Here is a 23,487-nt window from a genome sequence, read left to right as displayed (position 1 = left end):
ATGCTGTTAGGGCTTCATCTCGTTGCGCATGGCCTCGATGGCAGCGGTGTCCATGGTATAGGCACTGCTGACCTCGATCTCACCATTGGCCACCTTGGTGGCGATGTCGTCCAGCTGGGTGCGGATCTCTTCGCTGGTCAGAGCCTGGAAGTTGTCATTGTCAGCCAGGCCCACGGTGCCCTCAGACAGACCCAGGGAGTAATTCTCGCCCAGGCTCATGGTGCCGTCCCACAGGCTGGTGGAGGCGGTCACCACGGCGTCGCCCATCTTCTTCAGAGAGGAGGAAAGCACGTTGCGGACCAGGTTGGGATCGGTCTCCACCATCTCGCTGTACAGGTCGGTGTCACAGCCGATGATGTACTTATCACAGTCGCTGGAGGCGGTCACGGCGCCCACGATGCTCTGGGAGGCGGGGGCGTAGACGATCTGAGCGCCCTGGTTGTAGAGCTGGGTGGTCATCTCCAGGCAGGTGGCCACATCCTCGAAGGAGCCCACGTAGGAGGTAATGACCTTGATGGAGTCGTCGATATACTTGATGCCGTCGATGTAGCCCACCAGGAAGTCGTTGATGTTGGTGGTGTCCATGGAGCCCACGAAGCCCACGATCTTCTGGCTGGGATCGATCTTCTCGTCGCCGGCGTTCAGCTTCAGAGCGGCCAGGCAGCCGGCCATGAAGCCAGCCTCATTGGAGGGGAAGGTGATGCCGATCATGTTGTCGGAGCTCACTTCGCCGTCCAGGAACAGGTAGTTGTTGTCAGGATAATCGGCGGCGACCTCCTCAAAGACCTCCTGAACGGACCAGGTGGCGGCCACGATGAGATCCCAATCCTGCTCGGACACATCGCGGAAGTAGGTCTCGTAGGCAGTCTCGTCACGGCCCATCTCGATGGTCTTTACCTCACAGCCGTACTCGCTGCCCAGGCGCTCCATGCCCTCCTGGCAGGAGTCGAAGAAGCCCTTGTCGCCCAGGCTGCCGTTGACCATAAAGACGACCTTCTTGGCCTCGTCGCCGGCAGCGTCGGCGCTGCCGGTGCCGGTGGGCTGAGTGCTCTCGGTGGTCTTCGAGGAGCCGCAGCCGGCCAGCAGGCTCACGCTCATGCCCAGTGCTAAGAGAAGTGCAAGTTGTTTTTTCATTTCCTTTTCCTCCGTTGTTTTTGTTGTCTGGGTCTACGGATTCTATATCACCCGCCCAGCAAAGCCGGACGGATCATATACAGGGTCAAAAACACTTATCTGGGGCCCACCTTGCGTCCCAGATAGAGCTGGTAGCAGTCGCTTCGCAGGTAGTTCTTAAAATGCCCTACCGCCTGGTCCTCAGCGGCATAGGCGATCTCGCTGACGGAAAAGTAAGGGATCTCTTCCGACCGGCTGATTTCCGGAATGGCCTGGGTCTGGATACGCAGCTCGGCTCTGGCCTTGGTCACCAGCTGCGGGACCCGCTCCACGGCGAAGTGCTCCATCTCCTCCCGGCTGTCAGGGTCCACCGAGCAGCGCTCCAGCCACACGGCCGGCACCAGGCGCTGGGAGAGGGCGATGGACTCCTCCCCGCTGAAATAGATGATATCGTAGTTCACCATCAGCGACCCCTTGGAGAGCCGCAGCTGCTCACTCAGCCAACTTCCGGAACCGCTGATGGTCCATGTGACCCGGGTACCGGTGATAGGCGTAGTGCAGAATGCCCGACAGATGTCATTGAAATTCTGTAGTCCGCCGTTTTGGTGGTTCCGCTCAGCGATCTCCGAGCCCCGGCCCTGGTGCCGGATCAACAGTCCGTCCTCCTCCAGGTACTGGATGGCCTGACGGATGGTGCCCCGGCTGACGCCGAAGTGGGTGGCCAGAGCGTTTTCACCTGGGATCAGGTCACCCGGCTTTCCCACACCGCTGCGGATGAGCGCATAGAGCACATCGTACACCTGCACGTAGAGCTGAATGTCTGTACGCAAGGGGGTGGGGAGCTGCGGGATCTGTTCCAGGGGGAGCACCCCTGTGCGCCCTTTCACTGCTCTACCCGCGCCGTCCGGTCCTGCCGGATCAACTCCCGCAGGCCCTCCACGGCCATCTCACACACCAGAGCCTCGCACTCCTCCGGCCAGTCCGCCCAGTCGTCGGAGTAGGCGCCCCGGTCGCAGGTCACGGCCAGCACCGCTCCCGCCCGGACACCCATGGAGCTCGCCGCAACAAAGAGCGGCGCGCATCCCATATCGGCACTCAGCGCGCCGCCCGCCTCGTAAGCCTCCCAGCGCTTGGTGAGCTCGTAGCCCATGGGCCGTCCCGCGGCGGCAAACTGGGTGGAAAAGCAGGCCTTTGTAATGTTCACTCCAACGTGATAACGCTGTCCCCTGGCCCGGACAGCCGCTTCCAGAGCGGCAAGCACCTCCATATCCGGTACAGCCGGGTATTCCAGTGGAGCGTAGTGGTTGGCCACTCCCTCCATCCGCACCGCGCCGTTGGGAAGCACCAAGTCTCCCTTGTGGGCCTTGGGCGAGGTGGATTGGCAGGTGCCCACCCGGATCATGGTGTGGGCACCACACTCATGGAGCTCCTCCACCGCGATGGCCATGGACGGCCCACCCATGCCGGTGGAAGTAATGGAGACCCGCTCCCCGTCCAGAAGGCCGGTGAAGGTCTGATATTCCCGGAAATAGGCCATTTGCCGGGGGTTTTCCAGATAGGCGGACAGTCGGACCGCCCGCTCGGGACTGCCCGGCAGGAGTACATAGCCGCCCACCTCTCCGGCGCAGAGACTCACATGCATCATTCGCTTGGCCATGTCGTCCCTCCTGATTACCGAGCCGCTCCGGCCAGATCGTCACGGATGATGGACCGCAGTCCGCTCACCGCCACCTCAATGGCACGGCGCTCCCAGTCCCTGGGATAGTCCTTGCTGTCGTTGGAATAGGCGTTATAGTTGGTGGCACAGATCATGATGGAGGCCGTCCGCAGGCCCAGGGCCGCACCCATGAGAAAGAGGGGTGCACACTCCATGCTGGTGTTGGTGGCGCCGGCCTTCTCGTAGGCCTTCCACTTATAAAGAAGCTCCTCACACACCGGCTTGGTCTCCGGGGAGGACTCGGTGTAGAAGGAATCCTTGGTGATGGTGACGCCGGTATTGTAGGGGTAGCCGCTCTCCCTGGCTGCCCGCTCCAGGTGCCGGAAGATACCGTAATCAGGTACGGCGGGGAATTCGATGGGCATAAAGTGCTCGCCCACACCCTCCATCCGGGCCGCGCCGCTGGGGATGATGACGTCACCGATTTCAGACTTGGGCGAGGCCGAGGCGCAGGACCCCACCCGGATGAAGGTATCCGCCCCACAGGCGTGGAGCTCCTCCACCGTGATGGCCATGGACGGCCCCCCGATGCCGGTAGAGGTCACCGCCACCGGCTCTCCCTCCAGCGTTCCCACATAGGTGAGAAACTCCCGGCTGTGACAGAGGAGCCGGGGTTCGTCAAAATACTCGGAGATGAGCCTGGCACGCTCCACGCTGCCGGGGATAAAAACATAGCGTCCGATCTCTCCCTGGGCCACGCCTGTATGCAGCATCCGCTTTCCCATCGCGCTTCCCGTCCCCTCTTCTTTTTTCGCAGTATTTGTCGTTCCCGACCTTCTTCTACCAAATACCAGCACTTTTTACCTAAGTATAATCCTCCTTCTTCTCCGTTGTCAATGCGCTATACTAAACATGTATATACAGGTTATTTTGTCTACTTTCCATAATCTGCACAACGCGTCCCTTTGGCTTTTCGGCGCGATCTACAAATGTCCCTGCCTATTTTCTTTAAAAATAATATCAAAAAACTCCATAATTCAACACTTTTTTATTATTTTTTTGCACTTTATATCCATTGGCCATTGCGTGTGACAACCGCTCTATCCGCCAGGGGGGACCCAAGACATCAGAACGATACGTTGCCTGCCCTGTATAGACAAGTTTTTTCCTGCGTTGACTGCGATCTCCGACTCCGCTGTACCGAAAGCACGCGGATGGGAGCGTCCCTTGCTTTTTGGGATGAGGCAGCCTTTCTCCGCAAGGTTTTCCCTGCTTCTTCATCGGTTCCGGTGGCTTCGACTTGCAGGCCAGAGGTGAAAAATCTAACCTCTGCCGCACTCAGATTCGGGTCCATCTCCCCGGCGGCACGGGCCACTTTACCAAGAGTCCCATTGCCAGCCACCAGCACATCTGCTGTGGCGGCCACGTGGAGCTGATCTGCCGTTTTTACGACCTGTTCCGACAGTTTCTTCTCTCCCGGGCAGCCCACCGCTGTCTAGGGGCGTTTTAGTTCTTTTTTATACTTGACTAAGTCAAGTTTTTATTTTATACTTGACCAAGTCAAGAAAGGAGGACCTCCCTCGTGTTCCAAACATTGGCCTACTTCTCCACCGTCTTCTACCGGCAATTCACCGATTATACTACTCGGCGGCTCCAGGAGCTGGGACTCCACTTCGGCTCCCTCTTCACTGTGATCTACGTGGGCAAGCACCCCGGCTGCACCCAGGCGGAACTCACCGCCGGCTTGGGCCTGGACTGGGGGCACTCCCAGCGCACTGTGACCCGGCTGGTGGAGGACGGCTTTCTCACCCGCAAGAAATGCGGACGGGCCTACCGGCTGGATCTGAGCGAGAAGGGACAGCAGGCCTTTGCCGTGAGTCACCAGGTTTTTTTTGACTGGGACCGAAAAGTCCTCGACCCGTTGACCCCGGAGGAACGGACACAGCTCCTCTCCCTCCTGGCAAAAGCAGCACAGAAAGAAGCGGATCAACCATGTATGACATCATCAGCAGTCCGGTCGACTACGGCGGACTGACCTTAAAAAACCGGATCATCTTTGCCCCCACCACTCTGGGCCTCTCTGAGGAGGAGCAGGTGGCCAAACTAGAGGCCATCGCTGCCGGAGGCTGCGCCATGATTATCATTGGCGACGTACCTGTGGGCAAACACGGTTTTGGCCCCGACCTCTTCTCTAAAAAGGGTACAGCCCACTACAAGCGGCTCGTCGACGCCGCCCACCGCCACGGCTGCATGGCCTGCGCCCAGCTCCACCAGTCCGATTCTGATCTCATGGCCATCTTAAAGTGCGTCCCCGGCGTACTCACCAAGAAGCTGAGTCCCGATGACCTTCGTGAACGGCTCAACCAGGCGGTGGGTCCTTACATCACCAAGCTGCCCACCTCCAAGATCGCCAAGATCACGGCCTCCTTCGGCGAGGCCGCCGTCCGGGGTCGCGCCATCGGCTTCGATATGGTCCAGGTCCACGGGGACCGGATGTGCGGCAGCTTCAGCTCGTCGGTTTTCAACCACCGGACCGACGGCTACGGCGGCGGCCCCACCCACCGGGCCCGTTTTGCCGTGGAGGCGGTATCTGCCATCCGCCGTCGGCTCCCCGACATGCCCATCGATTACAAGCTGGCCGTCCGCATGGAGGACCCCCACTACGGCAATGCCGGTGTTCTGATGTCGGAGCTGCCCGTCTTTGTCCCTCTGCTGGAACGGGCGGGCGTCACCAGCTTTCATGTGGCCCTGGCCGACCACTCCGCCCTCACCGACACCATTCCACCGGCCAAACACCCCTACTTCAGCGCTCAGGGGTGCTTTCTCCCCTTCTGCGACGCCGTCCGGGCGGTCACCGACCTGCCGGTGTGCGCTGTGGGCGGTCTGAATGACCCCGACTTCATCGAAGAGCAGCTCCGGACCGGGCGCATGGACTGCGCCGCTATGAGCCGCCAGCTCATCGCCGACCCGGAGTGGCCCAACAAGGTAATGGGCGGACAGACCAGCGCCATTCACCGCTGCGTCCGCTGTAACAAGGCCTGCCTGGGCGGGCTCATGGCCCACAAAGGCATCCATTGTATCTATGAAAGGAAGAAATGACATGACCTATGCCATCGTCTACAGCAGCAAGACCGGAAACACAAAGCAGCTGGCCCTGACCATCCAGGCCGCTCTGCCTGCGGAGGATTGCCTTTACTGCGGCGCCCCCTCCCCCGAGGCTCTGGCCGCCGATGTGCTCTATGTGGGCTTCTGGACCGACAAGGGGGACTGCGACGCCTCTGTGGCCGGCTTTCTGGGCCAGGTCACCGGGCAGAAGGTCTTTCTCTTCGGCACCGCCGGCTTCGGCGGTGCGCCCGAGTACTTTGAACATATCCTGACCACAGTCCGGGGACATCTGCCCCAGGGCGTCACCGTGACGGGCAGTTATATGTGCCAGGGTAAAATGCCGGCCGCCGTACGGGCCCGCTATGAGTCCATGGAGGAAAGTCCCCGCCGCACCGCCATGCTGGAGAACTTCGACAAGGCCCTCTCCCACCCCGATCAGCGCGATCTGGACGCTCTTACCGCCGCCGTTCAGATGTGAGGCTATGAAAAAAGTAGAATATGGGACCTGTTGACAAAGATGAAATATGGGCTGAGAATACGATTTCTCAGCCCATATTTCATCGTCAACAGGTCCTTAATTATACGCTATCCAAGGCCGGAGGAGCAACGAAGGTATCAACACCAAAAATTCGTTCCCTCAATTTATAACTGAATCCGCACACTTTTTGTTGGGCGTTCCACAAGAATGATTTGAGATGCAATTCGTGCGTCTGTCTTTGCATGATGTAAACACACAGCACAGGTACATAAACATATTGTTCCGCCTGGCTGTTCGATATATCGTACGTACCAGCAGTCATAACCACACTGTGGGCACAGTTTGCCCGTTTCATTTCCGTAAATATAAATATCAACCGTTCTCCTTCTGATTAAATTCTGCATTTTTGCTGGAGTACAAGGAGAAAATTTTCAGTGCAGCTCAACCTCCTCTTGGTTTTGAGCCGATCCGGCAGTTTGATACTCAAAAAATGTTATGATTACAGATACTTTTACAGTTCCATTTTCCTGCTGTGAAAGCTGCATGTCCCCCAGAAGGCCCCGCAGAGCACTGTCGTGGAGCTTCTGCAGGATCTCGTGGGCTTGCTCATAGCTGCCGCAGGTAAAGGGGATGGACACCTGGCGGCAGAACACGTTGTCCTCCCCCTGCTCACTCTGGAAGGAGAGGGAATACTCCTGACAGCCGGCCAGGATGGTGTTCAGCTCTACCATGACAGCCTGGAGGTTATCGTAGGCTGGCATATAGGGCACCTGGGCGCCCTGGGCAGAGAGCTGCTCCAGCTTCCGTTCCATCTGCTGCTGGGTTGCCAGCCTGGCATCCATCTGAGCGACCAACTCCTGAGACTGAGCGATCTGAGCGTTGAGGGACTCAATCCGCTGGGTGGTGGGCATATAGAAGAGTAGGACATACCCGCTAATCACGGCAATAACGGCCAGTAGGAGCAGCAGCACCCGCTCACGAACCGTAAGATTTCTCATGGGGCAGATTCCTCCTGTGCAACCTGAAAGTAGATGTGAACCTCCACCTGGTCGCTGCCCTCCGTGGAGGAGGCGGTATCCACCTGGGTGTTGGCCACCAGGGGAGACTGCTCCAGCTGCACCACCAGGTCGGCAGCCTGAGCCAGGGTGACGCCAGAGAAGGAGATGACCACCTGATTGTCCTCAATGGCCACCTGAGAAACCCGGGCAGAGGGGCGGATGGTGGTATCAATGAGGGCCAGCAGCTCCATAACGTCGGCCTGCTCCTGCTCCTGCTGGGTGGGGATGGAGCGGATGTAGTCCTCCAGCACCTGGTCATAGTTTTTGAGCTGCTGCATCTGCTGGACGGTGCGCTGCTCCAGTGCCAGAACCTGGCTTTCCAGCTCCCTTTCCTGAATCATGAAGTCATAGATCATAATTTTTCCCAGTGCGAGCAGCACCGCCGCCGCAAACAGTATATACAGCGCCGCAGTGGCGGGGGCGGTGGTGCGGTCTACTTTGAAGTACAGATTCATAGAGCGCTTGGTGGGATAGACTATCTTTTTTCTGGCCACCAGATGGCGCACATCGGTATCCAGTTTCACGGCTTATCCCTCCTTTTCCGGTTCTGCCATCAGCCCAACAGCACACACAAAGGTGCCGTTTTGCACTTGACCCTCTCTGCCTGGGATGAGGGTATCCACTGGGAGTGCGGGCAGGCCCAGAGTTTCCTCCAACAGGCGTCGCAGCGGCGCGATCTCCGCACCGCCGCCAATAAGGTATACCCCGTCCAGCTGATTCTGCCGGTAGGTGAAGTGGTAGAAGTTGATGACCTTCAGCACCTCCACGGCCAGGCTTTCGTAGATCTCTATGCAGCGGGGATGCTCCAGAACCCCCTGGTGGTTGCCCCGCTTGTAGGCATCGGCCAGGAAGGGGTCCATATTGAACAGGTCGGCCACCACCCCGTCCAGGGCCCGACAGCCAATATGTACCCGGCGGGCGGCTTGGATGCGGTCGCCATGGACGACAAAAATACGGGTGGACAAAAAGCCCAGGTCAATAAAGCAGAACTCCCGGGAGTCCTCGGGCCGCTCCCGGAGGCAGCTTTGCACCAACTGGATCAGAGACATCTCCTGGGGCAGAATGCGCTTGAGGGAAAAGCCTCCGGCGGAGAAGATGCGGATGTAGTCCTGGATCTGCTGGCGCTGGACCACCGCCGCCATCATGGTCAGCTGCTCCTCGCCCTGTTCCTCCGGTTGCAGTTCGTCCCGGGACTCGTCCTGGCACAGGGCGTAGTCGCAGAAATACTGGTGGGGCTCGCCGTGGATAAAGTCGCTGAACTCATAGGGCAGATTGAGCATCAGCTGGTCCACCGACATGCGTGGCATGGTCACCAGGCGGCAGATGGCCTTGCTGGAGGGGAGCATCAGCCCCGCCGGGCCACCAGGCAGGCGCAGGTCCTTTTTGGCCTTCTTCAAGAAAGCGGAGAATGCGTGGGGCATGAGGATATTGTCCTCCTCCATCAGGTTCTCCGGCAGGGGCAGCTCATGCAGCTCCAGGGCGCCCTTTTTCAGCGCGGCAATTTTCAAACTGCTGTTGCCCAAATCAAACGCAATCTTTATATGTTGTGACATCAATTCCATCCTCTCATTCCAGCAGACTTAGGGCATGTTTGAAGTTTGGCAATATGCACGGCGGCGAGGAATTTAGGCTGCTGGCAAAGAATATTTTCGCAGGAATCCTGACGGATTTCAAGAAAATATTCTGCCGTTCAGCGGGCAAAAGGTCCGCCGATTGGGTGTGTTGACAATTTTCAAACAAGGCCTAGATACCACTGGATCAATGGTGCTCCAAACAGGGTGACCGCCAGCCAGGAGGCCGCCAAAAAAGGGCCCAGGGGAATTTCTCCCCCGGCCTGCCGCCGTCCCGGCCCAGCGGCCCACAAAAGGGCCAGGGCACAGGCAAAAATCAGCAGCAGCAGCATTTCCAGCCAGCTGAGGTACAGTCCCAGCACAAACAAAAGCTTAATATCACCGCCCCCCAGGGTGTCCTTTTTCAGCAGAGCGTCCATCACCAGGGACAGCAGCAGCAGGGGCAGGGATACGCTGAAGGCCCCCAGGGCCATTCGGGGCAGGGCCTCACCCAGGGGCTCCCGGAGCAGGAAGAGAAATGCCACCCGGTTGACGATCGCCGCAAGCAGCAGTTTGTCGGGCAGGATGTGGGTAGTCCAGTCAATTAAGCTGAGCAGCAAAAGAAGTCCCGCCAGGATGAGCTGCATCACCAGCTCCAGACCGAGGCCGAATTTCAGCCCCAGGGCGGCAAACCCTGCCGCCCCTAACAGCTCCGCCACCAGACAGCGCACGGGGATGGCCCCGCCGCAGTGGCGGCAGCGGCCACGGGAAAACAGGTAGCTGAAGATGGGGATCAACTCCCCCGCCCCCAGCACATGGCCGCAGCCGTCGCACCGGGAGCGCCCGGCAGGCAGACCGCTCCGGTCGGCGGCGCAGCAGAGAAAGCTGCCCAGCACCGCCCCCAGAACGGCCAGCCACAATGCCAGATAAAGTTGTAACAGCAGGTCTGCGTCCATGCTTGGGGTACTCCTTTTTAAGGAAAATCAGTCAAAATTTTTAATATCATCCCAGTGAATATCTATGTCTATCACGCCGTCACTTACTTTGATTTCCACTCGGACACAGCTGCCCTTGTGACCTTTGCTCTGACCGTAGTCATAGCCGGGGTCGCCTGCCACAGTCTCAGTTGCCCCTTCCAGCGCATCCTGATCCAGGACCGTACCGTCGGATTTATAAAAATAGGTGATGCTGACAGTTCGTTCCTCCATCAGATAATTGGACAGGGCAGCGGCCTTGGCGGCCCGCTCGTTGGCCTGATCGGCAGCCACCCGGGCCTTTTCCAGGCTGGCATTGACCATGGGGATGGACACCGCCACAAGGACGGCGATGACAGCCACCACGATGAGCATCTCCACGAGGGTAAAGCCGCCGGTGCGGCGGCGTCGGGACCACTTCATACGCTTTCGCCTCCTGTGGGACAGACAAGGCAAACGGCCTTGGGAGAGCTCCGGAAGCTCCGGAGCTCTCCCAAAGCGGTTTTCCGCTTTGGGGCCGCCGGGGGCCACCCCCCCGGCGGGTGCTATAGGGCATAAATTTACAAAATGGGGGGATTAGGTATCGTCGTCAGCGGAGGCAGTGGTGGTCATCAGACCGGTGCTGTCAAGACCGGTGTTATCAGGGGTAGTACCCCATCCAAGTTTTACATCACCATTTGAGCCAATCGAAACGGCAATGGATTTTCCTTTATGGTTACTGCACTGGCCATAGCCGTTCGCGGGTGCAGTTTTAACTAAATTACCGTTAACGGCGTCATAGTAGTAAGTGGTATCAATCGCAAAGGCTACATCACCAATTTTCTCCTCTGTCATATACGCAATGACAGCTGCAGCCTTAGCGGCACGCTCGTTGGCGGCGTCAGTCGCCTTGCGGGCCTTATCCAGAGCGCCACTTACCAGGGGGATGGACACCGCGATCAGAATGGCGATGATGGCCACCACGATGAGCATCTCGATGAGGGTGAAGCCGCCGGTCTTCTTCAGTTTTCTGGACAATTTCTGTTTCAGATTCATTGGATTCTCTCCTCCTTCTTATTTGTATCCGCCCCCGGGGCGGATCAAAGGACATATATTTCATCAAAGGGCGGGGTGGCCGCCCTTCAACGACGCAGTTACATGGCCCCGTACATACTGAACATAGGCAGGTAGATGGACAGCAGAATGAGCACCACAAACACAGCCATGATGCAGATGATGATGGGCTCCAGCAGAGACAGGGCCCGGGCGGACAGGTTATCCACCTCGTTGTCATAGTACTCAGCCTGGATCTCCAGCGTGCCCTCCAGAGAGCCGGTGGCCTCGCCCATGGCAGTCATCTGCACCAGCATGGGGGGCAGGTCCCGGCAGGCGCGCAGACACTCCCCCAGGGGGCGTCCCCCCTCTACGCCGGGGATGGTGCTTTGAATCTGGTGAGACAGGTGGGCGTTGCTCACCGAGCGGGAGGCTGTATCCAGGGCCTTCAGAATGGGCATACCCGCTGATAGCATGGCGGCCATGGTGTGGGCAAACTGGCTGGCCGAGGTCATGGCGGCAAGCCGGCCCAGAATGGGAATGGTCAGCCGGAACTGGGCCATGCGGATGCGCCCCCCCGCCGTCCCGGCATACAGCCGGATCAGAAAGACGATCGCTGCCACCACGCACAGCAGCACCCAGATATACCGGCTGAAAAAGTTGGACACCGCGATGACGATGCGGGTGGCCAGGGGCAGCTCCATATCCATGGATTCAAAGGCAGAGGCAAAGGTGGGCACGGCGTAGGTCATGATGATGATGATGACAAACACCGCCACCACTGTGAGAAAGGCGGGGTAAATCAGGGCGCTGGTGGCCTTGGCCCGGGTCTTGGTCATGCGGTCGTAATAGGTGCTCATACGGTCAAAGGAGCGCACCAAATCGCCCGACTCCTCCCCCGCCCGGATGGTCTCGATAAAGGTCACTGGCAGGCGGCCCTTGCCCCGCTGGGAAAAGCTATAGGACAGGCTCCAGCCGTTGGCGATGTCCAGAGACACCTCGTCCAGCAGCTTTTTCAGCATTTTATCCGAAATCTGGGAGGCCACCAGATCCACCGTCTGTACCAGAGGCAACCCTGCCTTGAGAATGATGGCAAACTGTTTGCACATCAGGGCAAAGACCTTCAGGTTGAGCTTTTGGAATTTCTCCAGGGGATCGGTACGGGGGGCAGCGATCTCCTCCAGCTTGAGCACCACGTCGTAGCTCTGGCGGATGAGGGAAACCGCCTGGGCGCTGTCGGAGGCCTCCAGCACGCCCTCGGCCCGCTGGCCGTCTCCGCCCATAGCTTCATAGCGATAGGTCGGCATGGTCTATCCCTCCTTTATCGGCCAAAGCTCCGGGGGCGGGTTCCCAAGCCGGTGCCCACAGGCCCACCCATGGGAGAAGACGCAGTCTGACCCAAGCCGCCCCGCAGCGCACCCTCCATGGTCTGCTGGGAGATGGCCCCGCTGCGGTACAGGTTTTGCAGGGAGCGATCCATGAGGATGTTGCCGATGGAGCCGCTGGTCTGGATGGAGTTCTGAATCTGGGGGGTCTTACCCTCCCGGATGAGGTTGCGGATGGCGTCGTCGGTCTTCATCACCTCGCAGGCCAGCACCCGGCCCGGCTTGCCGTTCCGGGGCAGCAGCTGCTGGGAAAGCACCGCCTTCAATGTCATGGACAACTGCAGTCGAATCTGCTGCTGGCGCTCGGCGGGAAAGACGTCCACGATACGGTCAATGGAGTCGGCGGCCGAGTTGGTGTGCACGGTGCCGAAAACCAGGTGGCCCGTCTCGGCGGCGGTGAGGGCGGTCTGGATGGTGTCCAGGTCCCGCATCTCGCCCACCAGGATTACATCCGGGTCCTCCCGGAGGGCGGCCCGCAGACCGGCGGCAAAGCTCATGGTGTCCCGGCCGATCTCCCGCTGGTTGATGAGGCACTGGTCAGGGGTGTAGATGTACTCCACCGGGTCCTCCAGGGTGAGGATGTGCAGCCGCTGGGTGTGGTTGATCTGGTTGAGCAGGGCGGCCAGAGTGGTGGATTTGCCCGAGCCTGTCTCTCCGGTGATGAGCACCAGCCCCTGGTTGTAGGTGGCAAACTCCTTTACCACCTCGGGCAGGCCCAGCTCCTCCAGCTGGGGGATGTGGTCGTTGAGCAGACGGATGGCGGCGGAGTAGAAGCCCTGCTGGCGGAAGAGGTTCACGCGGCAGCGCACCCCCGCAATGGTGAGTGCCAGGTCCAGCTCCCCCACCGCCTCCAGTTGGCCAAAGTTCTCCCCCGCCAGCTCCCGGGCCGTCTCCACGCACTGCTGGGCGGTGAGGGGAATGGGCTCCAGGTCCCGGATCTCCCCGTCCACCCGGTATTTTGGGGGCAGGGCACAGACCAGATGCAGGTCGGAGGCCCGGTCGGCTTTGGCTTTTTCGATGCATTCCTTGACGTTCATTCCACTTGTCTCCCTACGATTCTGAGGATTTCCTCTGTGGTGGTAACCCCCTGGGTCACCAGCTGGGCACAGTTGACCAGAAGGGGCTGGAAGGTGGAGTGGCGTACCGCCTCCTCCAGCTCCTTGAGGTCCCGCCTGTGGATGGCCCGGCGGATCTCCGGCGTGACCGGCAGGATCTCAAACACCGCCGTCCGGCCCCGATAGCCGGTCTGGAAGCAGTCCGAGCAGCCCGCGCCCCGGTAAAATTTCAGGTCCTCGCTCCAGGGCAGCTCCAGCAGGGCGGCCTCCTCCTCGGTGGGCGTGTAGGCCTGACAGCACCGGGGACAGATCTTTCGCACCAGCCGCTGGGAAATGATGCCCCGCACCGCCCCGGCGATGAGGTAGGGCTCCACCCCGATGTCCAGCAGGCGGTCGATGGAGGACAGGGCGTCGTTGGTGTGGATGGTGGTGAGCACCAGGTGGCCGGTCATAGCCGCACGCATGGCGATCTCCGCCGTCTCGCCGTCCCGGATCTCGCCTACGGCGATGATGTCCGGGTCCTGGCGCAGTACCGCCCGCAGGGCGTTGGCAAAGGTCAGGTCGGTGCGCTCGTTGATCTGCACCTGGCAAACCCCCTCCATGTGGTACTCCACCGGGTCCTCCAGGGAGATGAGGTTCACTTCCTCACTCTTCTTGTGGTCGATCATGGTGTAGAGGGTGGAGGTCTTACCGGAGCCGGTGGGACCCACCACCATCAGCACACCCTCGGTGCTGCCGGAGAGCAGCTCCAGGAACTTGCGTCGGTTCTCCCCCTGCAGGCCGATGCCGTCGATGGTGACCATCCGGGCGTCCTTGCGCAGCAGACGGATGACGATTTTCTCCCCGTGGATGGTGGGCAGGGTAGACACACGCAAATCCAGGGTCTCCTGCTGCACCGTCATATTGATGCGCCCGTCCTGAGGGATGTTCTTCTGGGCAATGTCCATCTGGGCCATGATCTTAATGCGGGAAATGACCGACATCTGTAATTCCCGGGGTACCGTGATGATATTGCGCAGCACGCCGTCGATGCGCATGCGGATCTGCAGCTTCTCGCCGGTGGGCTCCAGGTGAATGTCGCTGGCGTTTTCCGTATAGGCCCGGTGGATGATAGAGTTGACCAGGCGGATGGTGGGGGCGGCGTTTTCGTCCCCCTCGTCGGCCGCCAGCTGCATCTCCTCGCCGATGCGGATGGCCGCTCCATACTGGCCGGAGTCCAGATCCCGGCGCATATCTTCAATGGCCTTCATGGTGCCCTGGTTGCTGTACAGGTTCTGTACAGCCCGCTCCAGGGCGGATTCGGTGGCGATCATGGGAATGACCTGGCGGCGGGTAGCCGCCGCCACCTCTTCAATGGCGGTAAAGTTCAGCGGGTCGGACATCCCCAGGTACAGCTCTGTGCGAGTGGCCCGCACCGGGACCACCCGGTGCTTTTTGGCAATGCTTTTGGGCACCAGCTGGGCCATTTCTGATGAGATGGTACAGGCGTTCAGGTCGATGAACTCCAGACCCAGCTGGGTCATCAGGGCCTCAATCACCTGGTTTTCCGTAATGATGTGGTTGTCCCGCAGGATATCGCCCAGGCGCTTGCCGTTTTCTTTTTGCAGCTTGAGGGCCTCTTGCAGCTGCTCTTGGGTAATGGTGCCGTTGCCCACCAGCAGGTCGCCCAGTCGTGTGTACTTCATGTGCTTCCTCCCTCCTCGCCCACGGCGCCGTTGAGGCAGCGGACGGAAAATTCGGTTTCATTGGAGATGGAATTGCGCCCGGTCACTTTTAATTGGACCGTAAACAGCCTGGCCGTTTCATCATAGACGATGCTCCATGTCTCAATCCGGTAGGCTCCGTTGCCGTAGGCGCCGCCGGAGAGCATCTGGCGCTTATTCGCTTCCAGCTGCTGATTTTCATTGAGGGACAGGGTGGTGTTGCGGCCGTAATTGACGCTGGTATAGCGCTGAAGATTGCCGCTTCCGTCCGTCTCCACATCCCGGGCGTAGCGCAGTTCGTTGGACAGCAGGTCGGCAAGGGTGGACAGGAGCAGCTGGCTCTCCGCCTCACCGGTCATTTTGTTGTAGCTGTCCTGTGCCATAAATAGGCCGGTGTTGAGCATCAGCCCCAGCAGCGCCAGCACCCCCGCCGCCGCAACCATCTCCACCAGGGTCAGGCCCCGGCTGCTTTTCAGCTTTTGGCGCAGGCGCTTCATGGGCCGGCACCCCCGGAGGCGGTGTCCAGGGCGTAGGAGTACAGCCCCTCTCCCCCGTACACCTGGACGGGAATGTCAATCGATGTGCCGCCCTCCGTCAGCTTGACAACAGGAGAGGCACTGATACCCTCGGTCACAGGGGCTTGGCGGTTTTCCGCCGCCGTCAGGGTCTCATAGAAATACTCGTCAGACGTGTCCGCCTGCCGGCCCAGATTGGCGGAGACCGCTACGCCCCCCAGCAGCATAGCCACGGACAGAGAGGCGATGAGAATGGAGGCCAGCACCTCTACCAGGGTCTCGCCTCGCTGGCTGCGGAGTTTTCGTTTCAGAGATTTCATGCTCCTGCCGCCCCTCCTTCCTCTTCCACATCCAAAATGGTGATCCAGCCAAGGGTCCATTGCATTGCCTCTGTATCGTGAGTGCCAACTGACAGATTGGAAACGGTGGGTTTATTCTCCTTCGGAGTCAGCTCAGCTTCCACCTTGTAGGTATTCAGTCCGTCGAGATATGCGGTAACATAGATGGCGTAGGACTCTTTTACCTCTAAGGTAATGTGTACCGGAGTGTCATCCAGTTCCGTACCGGTAGCGGTGGTAAGGATGAGCGTATGAGGGGAAATAGCGCCGGATTTGGGATCTACAATCGTGATTCCGCTTCCTGTCAAAGCACTACTGATTTCCTCAGCAAAAAGAAACTCAAAGTCATTCAAAAGAACGTTTTTCAAATTCCCGTCTTCTGTGGCGGGACTGGTATGGGTGTACGTTCCGTCCAGCTGCCTTAAATATTTCAGAATTATTGTTTCTATTACTTCCTCATCATCATTCGTAATATCTTCTGTCTCTTCCCAATACTCGTACTGCCCACGATACTCCGACCGGTTGAGCTCGTCGCACAGGGTGCTCACCGCGCTGGAGAGGGCCAGATAGATCTGGTGCTCCTCCAGATTGCTGCGGTGCTTGCCGGCGTTGGCCACCGCCGCCATCAGAATGGAGGCGGTGACCATGGAGCAGATCAGCAGGAACAGCAGCGCCAGCAGCATGGAGGCTCCCCGCTGACTGCGCAGCTTACGGGATATTGCGCCTGTCATGTCTGCCCCTCCTCTGTCTCTATGCCCGCTCCACCCTCTTCGGTAGTTTCTATTTTGATCTGCACCGGCAGGTCTTTCCATACAAGATGTGTGCTGCCTCCGTACTCAAACTGGAACTGCACCCGTACCGAGGCGTAAGCTTCGCCCAGCGTGGGATAGTAGGCCTCAATGGACAAGGTTCCTATCTGATCTATACCGTCCTCGGTCGTAGCCCAATCCGCCAAGATGGTGCTCTTATAGTTGTCATCCATCTCAAATGCTATAATTTTCACGTCTGAGACGAGAGCTTCCCCGTCTACTTTGAGGGTAAACTGACCTCCTGCACAGGTTCCGGTTCCGGCATCGGGTTCGATTTTACTTTCGGTTCCGTTATAGGAGACAGTCATTTCACTGGTTGCTGCTGCAGTTTCGTCAAAGGTGATGACCAAGGGAGTCAGTTCGATTTCCGGCGTGACCAACTCCAGGTTGACTGCGCTGGTGGCGTGATAGTTCTTTTCCAGGTAAGTAAAGTCGTATCCCACCGTAATCTGGGTATTGCCGGGATTGGTGCCGCTGTCGGCAGTCAGGATCAAATTGTCCGGGTCAATGGAGGCTGTGGCAAAGTAGTCCGGGTCAAACTCCACTGTGGAGATGGACAGTTCAATGAGATTTTCCAGCGTGTCTGGCAGCGACTTTCCGTCACGATTCCGCAGCTCCAGAGCAGTCTGCACCGTCTCGTTGGTAAAGATCTGAACAGGGGAAGCGGCAGTAGCCGCCAGACGCAGCTCCGCCGTCACATTGACCGCAATGTCCAGGGTGTATGGCGGCTCGCCGCCTACGGTATAGGTTACGGTGACAACGGTGCTACCTGTTTGCCGGCCAGTGATGGACAGGGTGTTGGTTTCACCCGCGGTTGCGGAAAGCGCCGCCGTGGCAATGTCCGGGTCATAGCTCTCAGATGTTGTGTCCACGCTCCAGGTACCACCCGTGTCCACGCCCTCCAGGGAGAGCTCCTCGAGACATACCGCGCCCTCGTCCTCTGTTTTATAATCGGCAAACAGATCCAGGTTCACCGGCAGCCCGCCGTTTTCCCGGCGGATTCCTGCCAGGGGCCAGTCGCCGTAGTGGACACTGGCTTTTCCGCCGGCCACCAGATCGCTGGACTGGGTGAGGATGGTGGGGAAGGGGTAGTCCCGGCCCAAAAGACTGGAATCGCTGCCAAAGCTGTACCGGCCATTGAGGGGCTCGCCACTGGCGGTCTGGGTGGTAACGGTGGAAAACTGGGCGGACTCATCCTTGATATTGCTGTTCAGCCTATGAAGCAGGCCATTGTCGGTTGTGGAATCCGCCATGACGCTGTAGGTAATGGGGGTAACGGAGTTCAAATCGTGGCGCTTTCCGTCAAGCTCCCCGGAGTTATTCTTCAGAACCACGGAATCCAGATAATAGTTGTTGTCGTAACTGGTTGAGCCGTGATCCCAGACACCGTCGTTTGTACCCGGCGGATTTAATTCGCCGGGGCCGCCCACAGCATAGATGCCTTTTATTTTCGTATTGCTGCTGGCTCTGGGGATCTCCAGATAGGTGTAGCAGTTGGACAGGGTGTTATTCAGATAAGGCGTGCCGCCTGCCTTATCCGCTCTGTCTCCCACGGTATTTCCCCCACTTCCGGTCACCTGTAAGGGTTTCATATAGATACCGCCCACAATGCCGCCCACATAGATGCCGTTGTCTGCGGGCGTGGAAGTGGAGGAGGTGATCTTGATACTTCCGCCGGTGTAGCAGCTGCTGATGCTGCCCTGGCAGCTGCCCACCAGGCCGCCAATGCGGACGTTATCCTGATTTTTGGAATCAATTTCCAGCTCTGTCACGGCGGTACAGCCCACCAGATCCATGTCGCAGATTCCGATGAGGCCGCCCACGCCGGTGCCGCCCCAGCCGGTCCTTGTGGCATTGGACGAGTGCTGATCCGAAATGGTATAGCCTGAAACGGTGCAATTGACCACCGCGCTGCCGGTGGAGGAGCCCGCCAGACCTGCCAGACCGCCGATGACATACCACTGGCTGGTGCCGCTGTTATTTCCCGTTACGGAGGCGCCCTTTTCCGAATAGAGGACAATGTTTTGCAGCGTGCCGTTGTATACCGCCCCAAACAGACCCACACAGGAGGTTGCGTCATCTGTGGCGCTGGAAGCGGACGCGATGCTTACTTCGGCGATCATGTAGTCGTTGCCGTCATAAGTGCCGCCGAACCAGCCGAACAGATTGCCTCCCTCCTGTTCCGTATAGTCCGGGTCATAGACTGCTGCGATGGGGGTATAGGTTTTGCCTGTCTCCCCCTCCAGGTCGTGGGTCTGTTCCCAGTAGAACTGCCGCAGCGTCCACGAGTTGCCTTCCCCGTAGCACAGATAGGGGAACAGCGTTTTATTGTACGTATCCATCCGGCGGGCGGCGCTCATGGCGCTACTGTTCCAGTTGATAAACTGCAGCTGGTCGATGGAGCGCACCCGGTAGGGGTTCTTTTCCGTGCCCGGCAGGGTGGTGGGAACCTCCTCCGACGCAGTCCAGCCGTCATAGGACATGGAATCGGCAAAGAAGGGATTGAGACGGACGGTAAAGGTTTCGTTCAGCGTCCAGGCGCCGCAGGGAGGCTGGCCGTAGTTTCCCGCCGCGGAGGTATACAGGCCCGAATCTTCCGCCGCGGTTCCCCAGGTGTTGTAGCTGTGGAAGGAGTATCGATCCCCCATCAGGGTAGAGAGGGCCTGATTGGCGTCCTGGTTTTGTTCAGCGGTAGAGAAGCTGAAACCAGAGTCCTTTTGGAAGCCGATACCATCGCTGGACAGCGAGGGGGCAATACTGCCGGCTTCATAGAAATACCCATACCCATACTCGGTGACCACGCCGCCGTCCCCGTGGGAGGTGGAGAGGGTACCGCTTTTGCTCACCTGGCCATCCGCCGTTTGGAAGATGGCGCTGAAGTGGTAGGAGTCCGTTTTGTCGATGGTGAGTTTCTCCCAGTAGTACACCCCCACGGGGCCTAGATCCATCTGCTCTGGCCACTGGCCGTAGTGGACAGAGCGGGTGGAGGTGCCTTCCTTTTCGGTCACCACAGCGGGATAGGGGTAGGTCGCCTTCCAATTGGAGGCGGCGCCCCACTCCATGCCCAGCCCATCAACGATATCGCTCTGGGACTGCCCGGTGAGGGCATCCCAGCTCACAGAGGCGGCATAGGAATCCGTATACCGAGCGGCATAGTTTTCGCCCCGATAGGTAAAGTTTCCGTTGTTGAGGTAGACACAGCTTCTAGAGTAATCCGGGCAGAAGCCATAGCGCTGGGCCTCACCGTCGGCCAGCAGATAGACGACGGCATAGCTGCGGGAGAGGGTGGCGCTGCTGCGCCCGGCAAAGCCGCAGGCGTATACCGTACCGTAACGGGCCTGTGAAACCGACACCTTGCCCACGGCGTAACAATGGTCAATCACGCCGCCGGCGGTATTTTCCCCGACAAATCCCCCCGCGTAGGCGTGGGACATGGAGGCCTGGGCCGTAATGGACGCTCCTTCTACGGCGCTGCTTTGTACCGCACCCTGGTTTTGGCCCACCAGGCCCCCCAGATAGATGGTACTGTACTGGTAACCATTGGCCTGCAGCCGCACCCCATAAGAGGCGCAGTTATCCACTGTACCTCCATTGAACCCGGCCAGCGCGCCCACATACAGGGTCTGGGAGCTGCTGCCCGATTGGGTCACGGAAAGCACATCCGTATCCCGCATCTGGTAGACGATATCCTGGAGCACACCGGTGCTGTACCCAAACAGGCCCACATGCTGGTAGGTGTTGCCCTCGTCATCCTGAACGGTGGGTACCACCCCGGTAATGCTGTGGCAGTTGCCGTAGTAGACACACCGGAAGGGGCTGACCGCGCTCAGACCAATGGGGGTCTGAGACCAGTTGCCGGTAAACAGCTCTGTAAACCGATAATACCCCTTGTAGGTGTCATAATCCAGATCCCGCTGCTGGAGGAAACGATACTGATTATTGCTGGCGTAGTAGTCCTCAAATTTGCTCAGGTTGTAGAGATGACGGGGAGTGCGCACCTCCACCCGAAGCTGCGCAGCCTTGGCGGACAGTTCATCCTCTTTGATCTCCTCATCGGTGAGAACGGTGTTGGCAAAGTGGGGACTATAGTAGTAGGTCTGGTTTCCCGCGTCCATAATGCCTTCACCTGTAGGGGTATCATCAATCGTAATCTTCTGGTAAAAATCGGGGGAAGCATAGTCGCTGCTGACCACTTCCTCGGGCAGAGGTAGGAGGTAGTAGTAATTGGTTTCTTCATTGGTATCGCCAACATTCACAATCTCATAAATGGGATGATCTTCCTTGCCGCCTCCGTAGTTAAATGTGCCCTCAGTGGTGCTGTTGTTCGCGGTTTGATAATTTACAGTCAAAGTAGCTCCAATTCTGGAGATTTGCTGTGTGCTCTCGTAGGCCACCGCATAGCCGTCCTCCACCACGGCTTTGTCGTCCGACAGGCCGCTGATTTGAAAGCCGTAGGAGTATGTACCATCCTCCTCCTTGTAGACTTCGTAGTACACCAGACTGCCGTTTTGGAACTGAGCGCCCCAGTCGCCCCAGTGGTCCAGCTTCTCCAGTCCAGGGTAAATATAGGTGTTCAGGGACAGGGTGGTCTGGAGGTTATAGGGGTGAGACTGCAGGATGCGTTTGGAGGTAAACACATTGCTGCCAAAGAGATCATCCCACTGAGTGGAGTCAATGAGGTTGCCATAGGACACACCCTGATCATCATTTCCCTGGAAGTTAAAGTCTTCGGAGTCCAGATAGTATGTCTTTTTATAGTCGTTTCCAGTTTCACACAGGGGATAGTTGGTCACCGTTTCCGCCGCCGTAAACAGCATGGCGCTGTAAGAGCTTTCCACTGCCGCAGTACCGCTGCCCAGGCACAGCCCCGCGGCCTTGGCAACTACCTCTCCGCTGTCGATAAAGCCCACGGCATAGCTGCCGTAAATGTGGGCACTTCCCGCCAGATCGCCCACCAGACCCGCCGCAGCAGGTCCGTCCAGATAGGAGGCAGCGTAGGAGAGGTTAATTTCCAGTCCGCTGCCCTCGCCCACCAGACCGCCCACAGGGCCTGTGCTCCGCACCAAGGAGGAGGCGGAGCAGTTGGTGATGTCGGAGTTGGTCAGCGTTCCCGCCAGACCGCCTGCCGGGCCGCTGCCAGTGATCTGGTATTTGAATTGGGTAGCACTGTCGCCCAGCACATCCCGCAGGTTGGTGGTCTCCTCGGAACGGTTCTCCCAGTAGACCTGGCAGTTGTCGATGGTCAGGTGGCTGCCGCTGCCCACCAGCGCGCCCGCCGGGTTGTCGTTGGCAGTTACTTTGGTGTTGACTAAACGGATATTCTTCAGCGTTTTGCGCGCGCCGGCTTCACCGGAGAGATTACCGAACATGCCGGCGGACGCACCAGTTCCAATGATATTCAGGTCGTAGATGGAAAACGTTCCGCCGTCATAGCGATTCAAAGCTGTGTTCTCGATGGGCCGGAATTCGTAGCCCTCCACGCCCTGAATATCCTTCTTCTGCACCGCCTTCGTTTTTTCTGCGTCCACATTGGACCAATCTGCATCCAGATTTTGCAGGTGGCGCAGGCAGGTGATAATGGCAGTGTCTCCATCGCTGTCCTTGGCAAACAGGCTGTTGTCGCTGGCGATTTTCCGGGCGCCGTTCACCTTCAGAGTGTCTCCTGCATAGCTTACCTCGGCGGAGACCGTGAAGTCGTCGCCATAGGTCAGTCCGCTGAAGAGCTCCTTGAACTGCTTTTCATCCTCCTTCAAAGAATCCAGTGTCCAGGTGTAGGTATAGATTAAGTACGAAACTTCCTCTTCGTAATCACGCTCTACATTGTCAGCCATTCCGTCCAGCGCTAAAGGCTGCTCCTGATAAGTCAGGGTCACATCCAGCTCGACGTTATCTGCCTCTCCCATGGTATGAAGGGTCCTGGGTACCCAGTAGGTAACCTCCACCCGCAGAGTATCCTCGTTATAGATGTTGATGACCGGGGTGCGCAGGGAGATAGTGTTACCACTTTCGGCGGACTCACCACCGTAGTAGCCCACCATGGGCTTGCGGTTCATGCGGTCAAGCTTGGATGCGGTCCGCCACTCTCGATAGAAATCGGGGAAAGTCCCCGCAGCCACGCCGAGATTTTGATCGGAGTAGAACACGTCGATCACGCTGCCGCCTTCCGGTTCGTAGGTGATCCAGAAGTCCCCGTCCCACAAGGTTGGATCAATGGTCCCATCGGGAAGCAGCTGGGCCATATGAGAGCTTTCACAATGAATATAGTAGACGGTGATCTGAATCCCGCCATCGGAATTGGGAATGACCTCCACATTTTCGATGGAATTTGTACCATCAACCACCAGTCCATTCAACTGCTGGCTGCTGCGCAGAAGAATGGCCCGGTTCTGGGCAGCCAGAAAAATCTCTTTGGCGGAGTTGTCCAGCTGGGCCAACTGTAAGTATCGCATGTAGGTTATGATACCCACAACAGACACCGCCAGAAGAACCAGGGAAATCAGTATGACAAGCAGCATTTCCTGTACGGTGAAGCCATGCTGACCATATTTCTTTGTAAGGTTCATGCCGGTTCCCCCCTGTGTTCCGTGGTGTAAGCCTGTGGCGCAGGCCGGTTTCAATTCTCCCCTGTTGCCATTTTCCATTTGTCCGAGCATCTGGTCGCCAGGACAGCGGAGCTTGACAAGGCCACGGACCTCCTGGCCTTATGCTCTGGCGC

General features: G+C 58.5%; 20 protein-coding genes. 3 read left to right on the top strand and 17 right to left on the bottom strand.

The features are described 5' to 3' along the window. Positions 1-6: 6 nt before the first annotated feature. The 4 genes from Q0K15_RS01085 to Q0K15_RS01070 form a co-directional block, all read right to left on the bottom strand. The gene (locus Q0K15_RS01085; protein WP_294510793.1) at positions 7-1,134 is read right to left on the bottom strand and encodes a BMP family ABC transporter substrate-binding protein; all 1,128 of its coding nucleotides are present in this window, start codon (positions 1,132-1,134) and stop codon (positions 7-9) included. 95 nt (positions 1,135-1,229) lie between these two features. Then, a complete protein-coding gene (locus Q0K15_RS01080) occupies positions 1,230-1,982 on the bottom strand; it encodes a GntR family transcriptional regulator (protein WP_294510790.1) in 753 nt (250 codons plus the stop codon). Between the two features lie 14 nt (positions 1,983-1,996). Continuing rightward, a complete protein-coding gene (locus tag Q0K15_RS01075) occupies positions 1,997-2,770 on the bottom strand; it encodes a nucleoside phosphorylase (RefSeq protein WP_294510787.1) in 774 nt (257 codons plus the stop codon). Between the two features lie 14 nt (positions 2,771-2,784). Then, entirely contained in the window at positions 2,785-3,555 is a 771-nt protein-coding gene (locus Q0K15_RS01070) for a nucleoside phosphorylase (protein WP_294510784.1), read from the bottom strand. A 797-nt stretch (positions 3,556-4,352) separates the two neighbouring features. Here Q0K15_RS01070 and bilQ point away from each other — a divergent pair. Genes bilQ through bilS form a run of 3 tightly spaced genes read left to right on the top strand, consistent with a single transcriptional unit; the run spans position 4,353 to position 6,353 of the window. Next, positions 4,353-4,805, top strand: coding sequence for a bilirubin utilization transcriptional regulator BilQ (gene bilQ, locus Q0K15_RS01065; RefSeq protein WP_294510780.1), 453 nt, complete (start codon positions 4,353-4,355; stop codon positions 4,803-4,805). Further along, positions 4,763-5,869 carry a bilirubin reductase gene (bilR, locus tag Q0K15_RS01060; protein ID WP_294510777.1) on the top strand — a complete coding sequence of 369 codons (1,107 nt, stop codon included), beginning with the start codon at positions 4,763-4,765 and terminating at the stop codon, positions 5,867-5,869. The genes bilQ and bilR overlap by 43 nt, the downstream gene beginning before the upstream one ends. Before the next feature lies 1 nt (position 5,870). Next, a complete protein-coding gene (gene bilS, locus Q0K15_RS01055; RefSeq protein ID WP_294510774.1) occupies positions 5,871-6,353 on the top strand; it encodes a flavodoxin family protein BilS in 483 nt (160 codons plus the stop codon). 431 nt (positions 6,354-6,784) lie between these two features. On the opposite strand, the gene gspM is transcribed toward bilS, so the two are convergent. From gspM to Q0K15_RS00990, 13 genes are all read right to left on the bottom strand, one after another. Next, the gene (gspM, locus tag Q0K15_RS01050; RefSeq protein ID WP_294510771.1) at positions 6,785-7,351 is read right to left on the bottom strand and encodes a type II secretion system protein GspM; all 567 of its coding nucleotides are present in this window, start codon (positions 7,349-7,351) and stop codon (positions 6,785-6,787) included. Next, a complete protein-coding gene (locus Q0K15_RS01045; protein ID WP_294510768.1) occupies positions 7,348-7,935 on the bottom strand; it encodes a hypothetical protein in 588 nt (195 codons plus the stop codon). Before Q0K15_RS01045 ends, gspM begins: the two co-directional genes overlap by 4 nt. A 3-nt stretch (positions 7,936-7,938) precedes the next feature. After that, a complete protein-coding gene (pilM, locus tag Q0K15_RS01040; RefSeq protein WP_294510765.1) occupies positions 7,939-8,964 on the bottom strand; it encodes a pilus assembly protein PilM in 1,026 nt (341 codons plus the stop codon). A 179-nt stretch (positions 8,965-9,143) separates the two neighbouring features. Next, entirely contained in the window at positions 9,144-9,917 is a 774-nt protein-coding gene (locus Q0K15_RS01035; protein WP_294510763.1) for an A24 family peptidase, read from the bottom strand. A 27-nt stretch (positions 9,918-9,944) separates the two neighbouring features. Then, positions 9,945-10,358: a prepilin-type N-terminal cleavage/methylation domain-containing protein gene (locus Q0K15_RS01030; RefSeq protein WP_294510759.1), complete on the bottom strand. Its 414-nt coding sequence runs from the start codon at positions 10,356-10,358 to the stop codon at positions 9,945-9,947. Between the two features lie 153 nt (positions 10,359-10,511). Continuing rightward, a complete protein-coding gene (locus Q0K15_RS01025; RefSeq protein WP_294510756.1) occupies positions 10,512-10,970 on the bottom strand; it encodes a prepilin-type N-terminal cleavage/methylation domain-containing protein in 459 nt (152 codons plus the stop codon). A gap of 98 nt (positions 10,971-11,068) precedes the next feature. Further along, positions 11,069-12,274, bottom strand: coding sequence for a type II secretion system F family protein (locus tag Q0K15_RS01020; protein WP_294510754.1), 1,206 nt, complete (start codon positions 12,272-12,274; stop codon positions 11,069-11,071). Positions 12,275-12,288: 14 nt separating this feature from the next. Then, positions 12,289-13,389: a type IV pilus twitching motility protein PilT gene (locus Q0K15_RS01015; protein ID WP_294510751.1), complete on the bottom strand. Its 1,101-nt coding sequence runs from the start codon at positions 13,387-13,389 to the stop codon at positions 12,289-12,291. Continuing rightward, positions 13,386-15,092, bottom strand: coding sequence for a GspE/PulE family protein (locus Q0K15_RS01010; protein WP_294510748.1), 1,707 nt, complete (start codon positions 15,090-15,092; stop codon positions 13,386-13,388). Before Q0K15_RS01010 ends, Q0K15_RS01015 begins: the two co-directional genes overlap by 4 nt. After that, entirely contained in the window at positions 15,089-15,607 is a 519-nt protein-coding gene (locus Q0K15_RS01005) for a hypothetical protein (protein ID WP_294510745.1), read from the bottom strand. The genes Q0K15_RS01010 and Q0K15_RS01005 overlap by 4 nt, the downstream gene beginning before the upstream one ends. Then, positions 15,604-15,945 carry a prepilin-type N-terminal cleavage/methylation domain-containing protein gene (locus tag Q0K15_RS01000; RefSeq protein WP_294510741.1) on the bottom strand — a complete coding sequence of 114 codons (342 nt, stop codon included), beginning with the start codon at positions 15,943-15,945 and terminating at the stop codon, positions 15,604-15,606. The genes Q0K15_RS01005 and Q0K15_RS01000 overlap by 4 nt, the downstream gene beginning before the upstream one ends. Then, on the bottom strand, positions 15,942-16,694 hold the full coding sequence (locus Q0K15_RS00995; protein WP_294510738.1) for a hypothetical protein: 753 nt from the start codon (positions 16,692-16,694) through the stop codon (positions 15,942-15,944). The genes Q0K15_RS01000 and Q0K15_RS00995 overlap by 4 nt, the downstream gene beginning before the upstream one ends. Next, on the bottom strand, positions 16,691-23,335 hold the full coding sequence (locus Q0K15_RS00990; RefSeq protein WP_294510735.1) for a GLUG motif-containing protein: 6,645 nt from the start codon (positions 23,333-23,335) through the stop codon (positions 16,691-16,693). Before Q0K15_RS00990 ends, Q0K15_RS00995 begins: the two co-directional genes overlap by 4 nt. Positions 23,336-23,487 lie beyond the last annotated feature (152 nt).

The organism is uncultured Intestinimonas sp., from assembly GCF_944387245.1.
In the GTDB taxonomy this organism is placed as follows: Bacteria; Bacillota; Clostridia; order Oscillospirales; family Oscillospiraceae; genus Intestinimonas.
This window is presented reverse-complemented; position numbering and strand designations above follow the sequence as displayed.